The organism is Hoylesella shahii, from assembly GCF_937990675.1.
Lineage (GTDB): Bacteria > Bacteroidota > Bacteroidia > Bacteroidales > Bacteroidaceae > Prevotella > Prevotella shahii.
This window is the reverse complement of sequence record NZ_CALKQY010000018.1, coordinates 1-14,163: the sequence shown is the minus strand read 5'-3', so window position 1 is coordinate 14,163 and position 14,163 is coordinate 1. Positions and strand designations below refer to the sequence as shown.

Here is a 14,163-nt window from a genome sequence, read left to right as displayed (position 1 = left end):
GTTTGTGTTGACAAGTAGACGGTTTTATTGGTTTGTTTGTAAACTCATCTACTCATTTAAAAGCAGCTGGCGGCTAGCGACAAAACATTTGTTTGCCGTTTGCCGCCATTGCTATATTATTTGTTCAGCTTGCTTTCAACCCATTTTCTAGCATTGACAAAAGCCTCAATCCATGGTGTAACCTCGTCTGATTGGCGGTTACGTGGATAGAAAGCGTTTTGCCATGGGAAGATTGAACGTTCCAAGTGGGGCATCATGGCTAGGTGTCGGCCGTCTGCCGAGCAAATACCTGCGACATTATAATCCGAGCCATTGGGATTGCCAGGATATTCAGCGTAGTTGTATTTGGCAATGATGTTGTATTTGTCTTCGGCTTCGGGCATGTAGAAACGTCCTTCTCCATGTGCAACCCATATACCCAGCTTATTGCCCGAGAGTGAATGTAGCATAACGCTATTGTTCTGCGGAATGGTTAATCCCACAAACGAACTTTCGAATTTATGCGAGGTGTTGTGGGTAAGGTGCGAACAATGGTCGTGCTCGGGATTGATGAGGTTTAGCTCAACCATAAGCTGACAGCCGTTGCAGATACCTAGCGAAAGTGTGTCGGGGCGTGCATAGAATTTGTCGAGCGCCTCTTTTGCCTTGGGGTTATAAAGGAAAGCACCAGCCCATCCCTTGGCCGAACCAAGCACATCCGAGTTAGAGAAGCCACCACAGAACACAATCATATTGACCTCTTCTAGCGTTTCGCGACCAGAAACAAGGTCGGTCATGGCCACATCCTTCACGTCGAAGCCAGCCAGATAGAGAGCATAAGCCATTTCGCGTTCGCCGTTAGTGCCTTTTTCGCGGATGATGGCAGCCTTAATACCCGAGGGCTTACGTCGGTCGGCACTGATGCCATAGGCGTTAAGCAGTCCGCTAAAGTTGTCGTTAAACTTCAGTTCGATGGGTTGTTTTTTGAAGTTGAGCCATCTTTTTTTGGCCATACCGTTGTGGCTCTGCATTGTATCGAGGCGATAAGAAGTGCGATACCATGTTTCGCGCAGCGAGTCGATGTCGAAAACAAATTCGTTGTCGCCCTTCTTCACCACCAATGTGCGACTGTTGGGAACCGAATAGCCAATCTTGGTGTAGCCAATACCCTCGTCGTCGAGGAAGGTTCGGAGGTCGTTGCGATGGTCGTCGCTCACCTGTATCACCACTCCTGGGTTCTCTGCGAAGAGGTTTTTCACCACATCGTCGTCTGCGAGGTCGTGTAGATTGAGGTGCATGCCACCCTTTTGGTTGGCAAAAGCCATTTCGAGCAGCGTGGTTATTAGTCCACCAGCCGAAATGTCGTGGCCTGCCAATATCCATCCGCGCTTAATTAGTTCTTGAATGGCATTGAAACAATCGGCGAAATATTCGGGGTTGGTAACAGTTGGCACGTCGTCGCCCACATAGCCAAGGCTTTGTGCGAAGGCACTACCACCCAAACGTTGATCATCGAACGAGAAGTCGATGTAATAGAGCGACGAGTTTTTGTCGTTAACAAGTACAGGCGACACCACTTTGCGCACATCCGAGACCTCGGCGCCACTGCTAACGATAACCGTTCCAGGGGCGATAACCTTTTGGCTGTTGGGATATTGTTGGGTCATCGATAGCGAGTCTTTACCTGTTGGCACATTAATGCCCAGCGAACAGCAGAAGTCGCTCAATGCTTCAACGGCTTTGTAAAGGCGCGCGTCTTCGCCAGCTTGCGACCTACAAGGCCACATCCAGTTGGCAGAGAGGCTAACACCGCCCAATCCGTGGGCCAAAGGTGCCCAAACAATGTTGGTTAACGACTCGCTAACGGCCAGAACCGAGCCTTTTTCGGCTGATGCTAGAGCGGCTTGAGGTGCGTGTCCGATGGCGGTAGCAATACCCGAGCGTCCGCGATAGTCGAGTGCCACCACGCCACAGTCGCTCAAAGGCAGTTGAATTTCGCCTTGAGTTTGTTGGCGAGCCACCTTGCCAGTTACAGAGCGGTCTACTTTGTTGGTGAGCCAATCCTTACAAGCCACGGCTTCGAGCTGCAACACGCGTTCGATGTGTGCTGTAAGCGCCTCTTCGCCAAGTTTGTTCTTGTCGGCTTCGTTGCCTATGGGTTGATATTGCACATTGTTATAATGATGTTCAACGGTGTTGTCTATCATTACCGTCTTGGGCGAGTGGCCAAACATTTGTGCCACATCCAAGTCGAAGGGTTTGTTTCCATCGGCTTGTTTAAAGTCGAAGTGTGCATCGCCCGTTGTTTCGCCCACTACATAGATGGGTGCTCTTTCGCGTTGGGCAATCTCTCTTACGCGGTCAATATGTTGTTCGTCGATAAGTAGGCCCATGCGTTCTTGGCTCTCGTTGGCAATAATCTCTTTAGCCGAAAGGGTTTTGTCGCCAATGGGCAGTTGGTCCATGTTGATTTCTCCGCCACATTCTTCCACCAGTTCGCTCAAGCAATTCAAGTGGCCAGCCGAGCCATGGTCGTGAATAGATACAACGGGGTTATTGTCGCTTTCAACCAATGCGCGAACAAGATTGTATGCGCGTTTTTGCATTTCGGGGTTGGCGCGTTGTATGGCGTTAAGCTCAATACCATTAGAGTATCTGCCTGTATCAACCGATGAAACCGAACCGCCACCCAGTCCGATGCGATAGTTGTCGCCACCAACAACCACCACTTTGTTACCTTTTTGTGGTTCGCCTTTCAAACAATCGCGCTTTGTGCCGTAGCCCACACCGCCAGCCAACATGATAACCTTATCGTAGGCGTAGAATGGTTCGTTGGCAGAATTGTTGGTTTCGGCTTTCTCTTGATGCTCAAATGTAAGCACAGAGCCCGTGATGAGTGGTTGTCCAAACTTATTGCCAAAGTCGGATGCGCCATTAGAGGCTTTAATGAGAATTTGTTCGGGCGACTGGTATAGCCATTCGCGCACGGGTAGGTGTTTTTCCCAATCGCGTCCGCCGTCGAAACGGGGGTAAGCGGTCATGTAAACGGCCGTACCAGCGATGGGCCACGAGCCTACGCCGCCACCCATGCGGTCGCGAATTTCGCCTCCTGTGCCCGTTGCAGCCCCATTAAAGGGTTCTACGGTGGTGGGGAAATTGTGTGTTTCGGCTTTCAGCGAGATAACACTTTCTATATCTTTCACCTCAAAAAAGTCGGCCTTAGATTGGTCTTTTGGGGCGAATTGTTCAACCACAGGTCCTTGAGCAAAGGCCACATTATCTTTATAAGCCGAGAGAATGTTGCCAGGATTTTCGGCCGTGGTGCGTTTAATCATAGCAAAGAGCGATGATTCTTTTTCTTCGCCGTCGATGATAAACGTTCCGCCGAAAATTTTATGTCGGCAATGCTCAGAGTTGATTTGGGCAAAGCCGAAGATTTCAGAGTCGGTAAGTGGTCTTCCTAGTTGTTTTTCGATGTGGTGAAGGTAGGCCATCTCGTCGGTCGAGAGAGCCAAACCCTCCTTTTCGTTATACTCTTCCAGGTTGTCCACGTGTTTTACTGGTTCGGGTTGTCTGTTAACGCAGAACACTTCTTGTCCAATGCCTTCGTACATGCGTTGTAGCATTTGGTCGTAATCAGCATTTCGGCTAGCCACGGGGAAGAATTCTTCTATACGCGAAATGCCGTTGAGATTCATGTTTTGTGTAATCTCAACGGCATTTGTGCTCCATGGCGTCACCATCTCGCGGCGCGGTCCCACGTAAAAGCCTTCAAGCTCTTGTGTGTCCATCAGTGTAGCGTCGCCGTACAGCCATGCAAGTTTGGCTATCTCTTCATCGTTCAGTTGGTGATTAACTTCAGTGGCTATCACCGTTTCTTTCTGCGTCTTGAAAAAAAGAATCATCTTTGTCTCCTTTTGTTTTATAAGATGGTTATGTGAATACATTTATTTTTCTTTTCGCCAAATTGCGTTGTAGTTCGCCTTTTGTTGGCTGTAGCGTGCGTGTTGGTGCGAAATGGTTTTCGCGGTGTAGCGTCTGGTTTTCTATTATTTGTCCAAATGCTGCTCTTGCCCTGCACTTTCTTCTTGCAAAGTTAGCGTTTTTGCCTTATATATAAGGTGTTGGGTAGGGAGTTTTTTCAGTTATTTAGTATAAAAGTTCTCTTTTGTTCGTTTATCTACTCGTGCAATGGTGTGGCATGGTGTTATAAATGTTGGACGAAGGCTAGGTTATGGGGTGTTGGTGGTGTTTGGGTGAGCCTGTTTTGCGCTTGCTAAGCACCAGAATGAGCACTGATGTGATGATGAGCACAAAGCCAATGACAATGGGGAGGGTGAGTGGTTCGCCGAAAAGAAGTATGCCTACGCACATGGCTGTCATGGGTTCGAATGCTCCTAACACGGCTGCCATGGTGCTACTTATTTGCTTGAGCGAGATAATGAGCGTTACGTTGCTGATGGCTGTGGGTACTAAACCCAGCAAAAAGAGGTTGATAAGTTGATTGTGTGTGTCTATGGGATCGATTCGTCCTCGCGTAAATGTGGCATAGAGGGCCAAAATTAGCATCGCAAAGAAAAAGATGTAGAACGTAAGCTTGAGTGAAGGTATCTTACGGATGCGCATTCTAGGAAAAGCAACCATGTAAACGGCATAAAGGAAGCCCGAGGTGAGCAGCAAAAATAAGCCAGTTAGGCCTTGCATGTCGCCTTGGCCGTCGAGTATGCCCGAAAGAAAGAATACGCCTCCTACGGCTATGGCTATGGCTATGGCTGTGGTGGCCGACAGCTTTTCGTGCAGAAACACCACCGAAAGTAGGCAGGTCCAAACGGGATAGGAGAAGAGTAGGGTGGTGGCAATGCCGCTAGCCATGTAGTTGTAGCCCTCGATAAGGGTGATGGACGATACGGCGTACATCGAAGAAAGCAACAAAATGCGTAAGAAATCGCCAAAGGCAAGCCACATTCGTGTGCGATGAAACATAAGCATACCTAGCATAGCAAGGCATCCAAAGGCGTAACGGTAAATTAAAACAGATGTGGAATGCATGCCTGTGTTTAAAACAGGAAGGGCGAAAAGAGGGATTAGTCCGAAAGTAATGCCTGAAATGCTGGCATTAAGAAAACCTTTTACTGTGGGTGACATTTAATAAGTGGTTATGTGGAGATGGTTAGGCGTTGCGCCCTAGTCGTTTTGTTGGGGCTGATGCTTGTGTTGTTTGCTTCTTTATCGTGTTTGGGTAATGTTGTTTGTTGGTGGTAACTTAAGTCAACACCTGCTCCAAGGCTGTAATTAGCACTGGGGCAGGTGTTAGTAAAGGCTGTTGGGCAAGGCTTATTTCCCCTCTTCGGGTGCCTTGTCGATTAGGTCCATAAACTGATCGAGCTTCGGTGTGATGATGATTTGTGTGCGACGGTTGCGCTGTTTGCCCAATTCGGTTGCGTTGGTGGCAATGGGATTAAACTCTCCTCGTCCGCCAGCAGTGAGTCTTTTGGGGTTAACGCCATAGTGGGTTTGCAGATATTGCACCACGCTAGAAGCGCGCAAGCAACTCAAATCCCAGTTATTTCGAATGTTTTCGCGGTTAATGGGCACGTTGTCGGTATTTCCTTCCACCAGTACATCATAGTCTTGATAGTCCATAATGATTTTGGCTATCTTACTAAGTGTTTCGGCTGCGCGGTCGTTTATTTCATAGCTACCGCTCTTATAAAGCATATTGTCGGCTAATGAAATATAAACCACACCTTTAAGCACGCGCACATCCACCTCTTTTAGTTCTTCTCGGCTGAGCGAACGTGTGAGATTGTTGGTGAGCACCATGTTAAGCGAGTCGCTTTTGCTCTTCACTTCTACAAGATGGCGTATATATTGGTTGCTCTCGTTTATCTGGTCAACAAGTTTAGAGATGTTTACATTGTTGGCCGAGCTATTGCTTAGACTCTTGTCTAGCGACTTCTGCAATGCGGCATAGTCGCGTTTTTGTTGTGCAAGTTGTTCCTCTAGCGATGTTACCCTAGCTTGGCTGGCAGCCAATTGTTCGCGCGTGGTGTTATAGTTTTCGCTTAGTTCTTTGTTCTCTCTTTGGCAATTGTCCAAATCTTTCTTGCTTGCACAACTTGATACAACGATTAAGCTGGCCAAGAGGGCAAGTTGTAAGATGTTCTTCTTCATGTCTATCCTTTCAATAATAGTTGATTATACAGTGCTTGTTCGGCATTCTAGTATGTACAAAGTTACGAAATTTTATTGTAATAACCTTGGATTAAGTGCTTGATTTTGCTATTATTAACGGCTAAAGGCATGCGCCAAGGGCTGTGGTTGGGGCTAAGTGTGGGCTGGTGTGTATGAATTTACAGCATAGTGTATCAGTATTGATAGACAAACGTGTTGTTATCTCTGGGTAACGCCCACGTGTAAGTATGTTAGCCCCTGTCTACAAGCGCCTTAATATTTGGTAATGTTGTCGTTAATGGCTTCTGCTGCAAAAATAGTGAAGATATTCATGTCGGCATCTTCAATGCTAACCTTATTCATCTCGGGACTTAGCCTGAATACTACATACGAACGCACCGGTACTCCGTGCTCGTTTTTGGCTCTAAAGCTAACTCTATAGGCGTAACCTAGGAACTGGCGCTTAAAGGTTTGCTGCTTTTTCTTGTAGTCTTGCAATATGCGTTGGCCATCGGCTAGTAGCTGTTGAGCTTGCGAAATGGTTTTCACCGATGCCGAATAGCGTGTAGCCGAGTCGGTTATTTGCTTCACTTTGTCGAGCATGTATTGTGCTTCGGCGGTGGCTCTGAACTCTGAAAAGAGCGAGTCAACCCGCCCGCGTTCCACTAGTTGGTAAGAACGTGGGTCGTTTAGGTTCTTTCGCATAAACTCCTCTGTTAGCTTGTCGGCTTGCTTTTCTTTGTTTTCGCACGAAGTAAAACTGAGGGCGAATAGCGAGATAAACAGCAAATGTAGCACTCTTCTCATTTTCTGCCGTTAACTGGATGATGTGCATATTGCACGTTTTGTTTTCTGTGGCACAAAGGTAATAAAAAACTGCAAGACGAACAAGCACATCGCTTTTTTATGTTTTATTGGCTTTCGTGATGAAAGTAAGGGCATGTTGTTGTATTGGCTATGTGAAAGGTGAATGTTTGTATGGGTGCAGCGTGGTGGTATCAAGTAGTTATTTATTTGTGTGTTGTTTTGTTTGTTGTTATTTGGAGATGTATCTATAATTGCGTTGTCTTTAACTTTGTAGGCTATAAAATAGATGGGGTATGGTGTTTCACACTAATTGGGATGTTCATGTTTTATGTTTGCTTTTCTGTTGTGCGTTTTTTTAGTCTAAATATATCTCATTAACGAATTTATTTTCCTGTTATTTGTGTGGCTTGTTTGTTACGATAAGTTCGTAATTTATTGGTTTTGTGTGTTAAATATAAAGTGTTTAACGAATTTTAAACTAGTGTTTGTTGCTTTGTTTACGAAAAGTTCGTAGATTTGCAGCGTAATTTAATTATTACATAATTATGAAAATGGAGAAGCTTTCAATTCAAGAAGAAGAGGTGATGCGCTGTGTTTGGCAATTGGGTAGATGTACTATCAAGGGTGTTGTCGAACAGTTGCCTCAGCCTACACCGCCTTATACCACGGTGGCGTCTATTATTGGAAATCTTAAACGCAAAGGATATGTGGCGGCCCAACGCAAGGGCAATGGCTTTGAGTACGAGCCTGTTGTTAAGGAAAAAGACTATAAACGCTACTTTGTGTCGGGATTTGTGCGCGATTACTTCAAAAATTCGTTCCGCGATATGGTTTCGTTCTTTGCACAAGAAGAAAAAATATCGCCCGACGAGCTGAAAGACATTATCGCCGAGATAGAAAACGACAGTATGGAAAAGCCATGAGTCTCGTCTTACATTCGGTTATCTCGCCTTCTAAACGTCTCTTTAAATGGTTCTCACTCTTTAATTCAAAGTGTTTTGGATTAGTATTACCTAAATTATCCTAGCAAATCTCATCTATGTTGATGTATCTGATAAAAGCAAACTTTGTGTTGGTGGTGCTATTCGGGTTCTACCAAATCATTAGCGCTGGCGACACTTTCTTTAAATGGCGGCGTCTGTCGTTGCTCACTATTTATATGCTTTCGCTTTTGTTGCCCACGATAGACCTCTCTCAGCTGGTTAACGAAACGGCATCGTTGGACAATGTCTTGCCACGCATAACTTATAACCTACCCGAAGTGCTGGTCAGTCCTACACGCGATCTCTTTTATTGGCCACACCTAGCTGTTTGGCTATACGCTGTTGTGACCTTGGCTATGCTCTTGCGTATGCTTTGGCAGGCATTTGTTGTGTTTAGGATGGCTCAACACTGTGAGCGCGCAACGTTGAACGGCACAGCGGTTTGTTTGTTAACCGACGATTTCAGCCCCTTTTCGTTCTTCCGCTGGATATTCGTTAGTCCTGTTAACAAAACACCTTCACAGCTTCAGCAGATACTTATGCACGAACAGGCGCACGTGGAGCAGTGGCATTCGTTAGACGCTTTGCTGTCGCAACTCTTTGTTGCCGCTTTTTGGTTCAATCCTGCTGCGTGGCTTATGCGTCTGCAAGTGCGCAACAATCTTGAATATCTGGCCGACCACTCTGTTATAAATGGCGGAACAGACAAAAAGGCCTACCAATACCATTTGTTGGCGGTGGCCTATCGCATGAATGTAGCTACAATAACTAATAATTTCAATGTATTACCTTTAAAAAGAAGAATTATGATGATGAATAAACAAGCATCCAATCCCAGAGCACGTTTTAAGTACTTGCTTTTCGTGCCGTTGACTTTCGCCTTGGTGTTTATGAATAGCTGTAAGCAAAAGTCGCCCGTGAACGAACAAGTTGTGAAGGACACAAAAGTTGAAACTAAAGCTGAAACGAACAAAGATACAGCACAAATCAATAATGCTAAACCTGCGGATAAGGTGTATGATGTGTGTGAGGAGATGCCTACCTTCCCCGGAGGACAAGCTGCACTGATGAAGTACCTTTCGGAGAACATCAAGTACCCCAAAGCGGCTGAGAAAGCGAGAGAGCAAGGCCGCGTTGTGGTTAGCTTTACAGTAGAGAAAGATGGGGCGGTAGCTGACGTAAAAGTAGTTAGGTCGGTAACACCTGCGCTCGATGCTGAGGCGGTAAGGGTGATAAAGGCCATGCCCAAGTGGGTTTCAGGCAAACAAGACGGCCAGTTAGTGCGCGTAAGGTATAACGTGCCTGTGTCTTTCAAACTGCAATAGCATACAGCTAGGCTGGCAACGTTGACGAGTTAATGGGCTAACAAGCGACTGTGGCGCAGGCTAATGGCTTATTTCCCACCTGCTTGTTGGCTCGTTAACTTGTTAACGATATGCCTATTACGGTTATGCCGTTTCCTTAATGCGATAATGCTTGCGTCTAATAAATGTTTGCGTATGAGGAATAAACAAACGCCCTAATTGTTTGCCGACTTTAAGTGCCTGCCTTTCGCTATTTCTGCCATCGCCTTGTTTATTGTCTTCGCTCCTGCTGGGGCGAATGCGCAGAATAAAAAGGTGAAGAAAGCCCAAACGTATAAGGACGCCACCACAGACGATATGGTTTACGATGTGTGTGAGCAGATGCCTATCTACGAAAGGGGTGATGCTGCATTGTTGAAATACCTTACGGATAGTGTGAAGTATCACGAATTTGTTAAGTAACATAAGGCGGAAGAGCGTTTCTAATGTGGTCCTTACTATCGTTTTTCTGTTAAATAAAAAAAAACAATAGTTAATTGCTTGGCCGGTTTCTTGGTTGTGTTGCAACTAATCACTATTTTTGCAAAAAAAGATTATATGAAACGAAGTGCTTATTTTTTAGGAACGTTATTGGTTTCTGTTTCTATCGGATTCTTTGCAGGGGTGTCGCACAACAAAACGTTGTCGCAATCAGCATCAAAGATGTGTATAATTGATTCTTATGCGCATGAAGAGTATTACTCGAAGTTGTCAAAAAAGCAACGCATGGCGAAAGATTTTACCTACGCTTGCATAGGGGTTGGAATTAGTTGTCTTAACCCAGTGGTTGGTGGTATCTATGGTTTCTGATTGCAACTATGAGTAAAAACAAACAAAAGTGTCCATTGAGCCTTGAGGCCACTAATGTGGCCTCAAGGTTTGTTGTATACCAAAATATTTGGGCCTTTTTTGCCGTTTCATGGATTTTTCCCTTGGGAAGTGCATCTTATTGGATGTCCATAATGGTGCTAGTGGTGATGTGTGTTTTAAGCTTTTGCTTTGCATGGTTTGGTTACAAGAACGACAACGCCTTTTATCCTAAGATGAAGCGCCTGTTTTACGTATTAATTCCGCTACAATTGCTGAGTTTTGTCTGCATTGTTTATTTGCCTTATCGCCTGATAGTCTCATTCATAGTATTTTGTGTTATATGGCTGTGCACATTCTTTTATAAAATCTATGTTTATAGAAAAGCCAATTAAACGTTTAGTTGTTTGTATTTACTTCACCGCAATTTTATGGACGATTTCTTTTTCTTGTGGCTTTTCAAAGAAATGGAATTCTAAGGATACAGCTTATTCGTTTTCATACGTAAAGGTTCAAGACGCTTTTGTGCGAATGGAACCTGATTCTCTATGTAGCGAGATTATCCGCAATAACATGGGTGTATGCACAATTAGCATTTTTGGGGGATGCTTTTTAGCATTACCCACTATTGTGTGTGTTGTGTCAAATGGTAAGGCTTTGGGGTGGCAAGTTGCTTGTATTGCCCGCGAAGATAAGTACCGCAATGTCCGAATTTTAAGATTGATGCCACATGGATTCGAGATTTTTGCTTTTTGGCTATCTGGTGGAATGGGGTTTTATATCTTCTTTTTCTTGGTAGATTTGGTTCGCAATAAAGTTATTAATGTGCAAGAACAATTGAAAATCATGCTAGTTGGTATCCTTTTCTCTGTATCTCTCGTTTTGTCTGCTGCGATAATAGAAGCTCATGTTTCGTCACGGTTGTTTTTATGAAAAAGATTTTAGCCATATTTTCATTATTCCTCATTGTCTTCTTTTGTTTTTTAACATCGTTTCTGATTGATACACTTATAATGAACTCTGATATAGTGGATATTATAACGATTAATCAACGTTGGGAAACAGCTGCAGTAACTTTTGTGTCTGCATTTGTTACTTGGCTTATTCCGTCGGTAGCAATTTACTTTTGCTTAATGTTTTTAGGTGGGAGCATTTCTTTTTTCGCTTTTCTACAAAAAGCTGCATACCCACTAATCATTGCCATAATTCTTTCGCTTTTCCAACTCTTTATGCTTGTTGGCCAGCATGTGTATGTTCGTGAGCGTGGCTATCTTGACATAGTTCAGAATCCCATTTTAGCAACAATTTACGAGATTAGCAATTTAACTTATTTCCTTTTCTCGTTGAGTATGATTCTTGTCGTACATCGTTACGCAAGGTTAAGTTGGTTTAACTCCTTAATGGCGGTTGCCATTCCTGTTATTATAATAATTTGGACCGTTCTATTGGTCTCTTCTCTATAACTTCGCCTTAAACTCGTCGAACACCTCTTTATAGCCATTAAACACGTTAATGTCTACCTCGCCTTGTATGCCTTGCACGCGTCCGTCGGGGCATAGTTGCCAATACACCAAGTGTACATCGGGTTTGTATTCGCCATAACGTGCAATCCAAATGTCGTAGTCGCGCTTGATGTCGGGAGCCAATGGCAAGTAGCGATTAACAAACTGCTGACTGATATAAAGAATAGGACGCTTGCCCGTTCGTTGCTCTACAATGGTGAGCCAAGTGCGAACTGCCTTGAAAAGCACCTCCGCACCGCCCATCTTGGCTATTTGTTGGGGAGAGGGTTCCACATCGAGAACAGGCGGAAAGTCGCCTTTCGATATGTGCGAATGGCGTAGAAAATGCACAGCTTGCGCTGCAGCAGGCGAGTAAATGGAGAAGAAATGATAAGTGCCAACGCTGAAACCGTGGGCGCGAGCTTGCTTATAGTCGGCCTTGTAAAAGGGATTGAGCAACGACTTGCCCTCGGTACTCTTGATGTAGATAAAGGATATGGGGTAGTTTACTTGTCCATGGATGGCCTTTCGGCTAGCCGTGCCCAGATGGGTGATGCGTAGTTGGTTCCATTTGATGGGATGCACGCGTTTGTTGATAACGTGTTGGTATTTTGAAATATCGATGCCATAGATGCGTTCGGTGGTATAAGTTAGGCGTTCGCCCAAGTATTGGCCTGCCTTCCATTCGCCCACCTTCACCTTGGGCTGTGCTGTAAGGGCAAATCCCTTACCGGTTTGCGCATCGTTTTCCCAATGTCCCTCGTAGTGACTGCCGTCTTTGCCTGTGTATTCACCGTGTCCGCTGGCCATCATCTGCTTGTTAAAGCTACCCACATACACACCCATGCTGTCTTCTCTGGTTCCACTCACCAGTGTGTCTGCATTCCATTTTCCTGTTATTTTTCGACCTCTGGCATCGTGTGCCGTGCCCATTCCCTGCCGTTTCCCGTCTTTCCACTGTCCTGCATACACCACACTGTCTTTCATCCACAGCACGCCATAACCATGACTGCGACCATGCAGCACAGTGCCTTGATAGCAAAGGCCGTTTTCTTGTTGCAAAACTTGCGCCGTTCCGTCGTCGTTAAGCGTGTTCTTTTCTATGTGGCAAGCGACAAAAAGCCCCACAACTAGCAATGCCGTGAGCCAAAGAAAACGTTTGGGGTGGTTTATTTTTCGTTCCATAGCATTTGGGCGATGATGTTGCGAGGCACGATATCTCTGCCGTTATACATTCCAATGAAGCGGCCCCACGAACTAAACACGGGCGAACCTGCTTGCCCCAACGTGGTGTGCATACGCAGTCTACCGTCGGTTTTGGCATTGGCCACCCATATCATAGCACTGTCTTTCACTGTGGATAATTGCGCAAAACTCAGTCCGGGTACGCTAGCAACGCGCATTTCTCCTGCTGCCGACATGTCCCAAGGCAACGCCGAGAGGGCATTTGCGTGCCAAGGGGTTTGCCTATCTGTGGTTTGTAGTAGGCACAAACCCCATTGCTGGTTTTCGTGTAAGCATCGGGTAGGGAGGGTTTTGCCGTCTACCAGTACGGTATAACGTGTATGGCGCAACACTCTTAACGATTTTTCTTTGAGCAGTAATGCCAGTCGTTGCTGCACGTTTTGTGCCTCTTTCAGGCGTGTTCTCAATGTTTGGACATAGGTGGCCACAGCGTTATAACCTTCGTCTTGCACGCCATGCACTTTTATATAATAGTCGGTTTCTTTTATTTCTCGTTTCAGTTGTTTTGTCTGGGTTGTCAGTTTGGTCAATGTTTTTTGTGTCATGGTGATGGCATCGCTGGGTAATGTGTCTTTATAGGCTGCAACATCTGGAATGGCTGTCACCACTCGGCCACTGCTCGTGGGTAACAATGCCAACTTGTTTGCCCAAAAACCTGATGTGAAATGGGGTGTTTCTATTAGTGCTTTGGGCGTGGTGCATGGTGCTAAAAAGGTGCTGTCGTGCAGCGATTGGGCAAAATAAACGACCTTGTTGGCTCCTGTGCCCACGCTATACCACACATTGCTTTGCACAACAACAACACTATTGCGCATCTGTCGTTGCGAAGAAAAACAGCACATTAGCACATAAACCGTCAGCACCACCAACACTATGGCGACTAATAGGCTCCATTTCATGCCCTTGCTCATCCTTCTTTTATTTCTTTTCCTCATTATCTTGGATGGCGTTTTGCGCCCTTCTTTTCATTTTTTAGGTGCAAAGTTAATCTAATTTATCCTAATTCTGCATGGATAATGGGTCTAATAATAAGACCTTAAGAACGATGGGCTGATACCAGCATTCGTTTGCACAGCGTTTTTGTATATAAAGGTGGTTGGGATATGCGTTTTCCGACATTTTGTTTTATCTTTGCATAGTGAATGTATCACGGATAACGATCTGCATTTTCTGTATATACTTTTTTAATGACGCGATTATCAATAACTTTAAACAATATGAGAAATCTTATTTTGTCTGTTTGCCTGGTGCTCTTTGCTGCTTTGGACGCCATGGCCCAACAGGTTTCTTCGCCCAATGGCGATGTAAAGGTTACGTTCAATC

The 14,163-nt window shown here is 45.2% G+C and carries 11 protein-coding genes; 5 read left to right on the top strand and 6 right to left on the bottom strand.

What is annotated here, in order from left to right:
• Nucleotides 1–116: 116 nt before the first annotated feature.
• The 4 genes from purL to QME03_RS02245 all read right to left on the bottom strand — a co-directional run bounded on the left by purL (nt 117) and on the right by QME03_RS02245 (nt 6,960).
• A complete protein-coding gene (gene purL / locus QME03_RS02260; RefSeq protein ID WP_410521748.1) occupies nt 117–3,884 on the bottom strand; it encodes a phosphoribosylformylglycinamidine synthase in 3,768 nt (1,255 codons plus the stop codon).
• Between the two features lie 322 nt (nt 3,885–4,206).
• Nucleotides 4,207–5,124, bottom strand: coding sequence for a DMT family transporter (locus tag QME03_RS02255; RefSeq protein ID WP_273114680.1), 918 nt, complete (start codon nt 5,122–5,124; stop codon nt 4,207–4,209).
• Nucleotides 5,125–5,313: 189 nt separating this feature from the next.
• Entirely contained in the window at nt 5,314–6,153 is an 840-nt protein-coding gene (locus tag QME03_RS02250; RefSeq protein WP_281723332.1) for an OmpA family protein, read from the bottom strand.
• Nucleotides 6,154–6,426: 273 nt separating this feature from the next.
• On the bottom strand, nt 6,427–6,960 hold the full coding sequence (locus QME03_RS02245; RefSeq protein WP_025817317.1) for a hypothetical protein: 534 nt from the start codon (nt 6,958–6,960) through the stop codon (nt 6,427–6,429).
• Between the two features lie 551 nt (nt 6,961–7,511).
• Between QME03_RS02245 and QME03_RS02240 the strand changes: the two genes are divergently transcribed.
• The 5 genes from QME03_RS02240 to QME03_RS02220 all read left to right on the top strand — a co-directional run bounded on the left by QME03_RS02240 (nt 7,512) and on the right by QME03_RS02220 (nt 11,556).
• Nucleotides 7,512–7,883 (top strand): BlaI/MecI/CopY family transcriptional regulator, encoded by a 372-nt coding sequence (locus QME03_RS02240; protein WP_281723331.1) that lies wholly within the window; start codon nt 7,512–7,514, stop codon nt 7,881–7,883.
• Nucleotides 7,884–8,005: 122 nt separating this feature from the next.
• Nucleotides 8,006–9,268: a M56 family metallopeptidase gene (locus tag QME03_RS02235; protein ID WP_281723330.1), complete on the top strand. Its 1,263-nt coding sequence runs from the start codon at nt 8,006–8,008 to the stop codon at nt 9,266–9,268.
• Nucleotides 9,269–9,466: 198 nt separating this feature from the next.
• Nucleotides 9,467–9,709 (top strand): hypothetical protein, encoded by a 243-nt coding sequence (locus QME03_RS02230; protein WP_281723329.1) that lies wholly within the window; start codon nt 9,467–9,469, stop codon nt 9,707–9,709.
• A 756-nt stretch (nt 9,710–10,465) separates the two neighbouring features.
• Nucleotides 10,466–11,026: a stage II sporulation protein M gene (locus QME03_RS02225; protein ID WP_281723328.1), complete on the top strand. Its 561-nt coding sequence runs from the start codon at nt 10,466–10,468 to the stop codon at nt 11,024–11,026.
• Nucleotides 11,023–11,556 (top strand): hypothetical protein, encoded by a 534-nt coding sequence (locus tag QME03_RS02220; protein WP_281723327.1) that lies wholly within the window; start codon nt 11,023–11,025, stop codon nt 11,554–11,556. The genes QME03_RS02225 and QME03_RS02220 overlap by 4 nt, the downstream gene beginning before the upstream one ends.
• On the opposite strand, the gene QME03_RS02215 is transcribed toward QME03_RS02220, so the two are convergent.
• Together QME03_RS02215 and QME03_RS02210 are read right to left on the bottom strand one after the other, a co-directional pair.
• Entirely contained in the window at nt 11,551–12,780 is a 1,230-nt protein-coding gene (locus tag QME03_RS02215; protein ID WP_281723326.1) for a GH25 family lysozyme, read from the bottom strand. The two genes, QME03_RS02220 and QME03_RS02215, sit on opposite strands and share 6 nt — an antisense overlap.
• Nucleotides 12,765–13,775 (bottom strand): serine protease family protein, encoded by a 1,011-nt coding sequence (locus QME03_RS02210; protein ID WP_281723325.1) that lies wholly within the window; start codon nt 13,773–13,775, stop codon nt 12,765–12,767. The genes QME03_RS02215 and QME03_RS02210 overlap by 16 nt, the downstream gene beginning before the upstream one ends.
• Nucleotides 13,776–14,163: the final 388 nt, after the last annotated feature.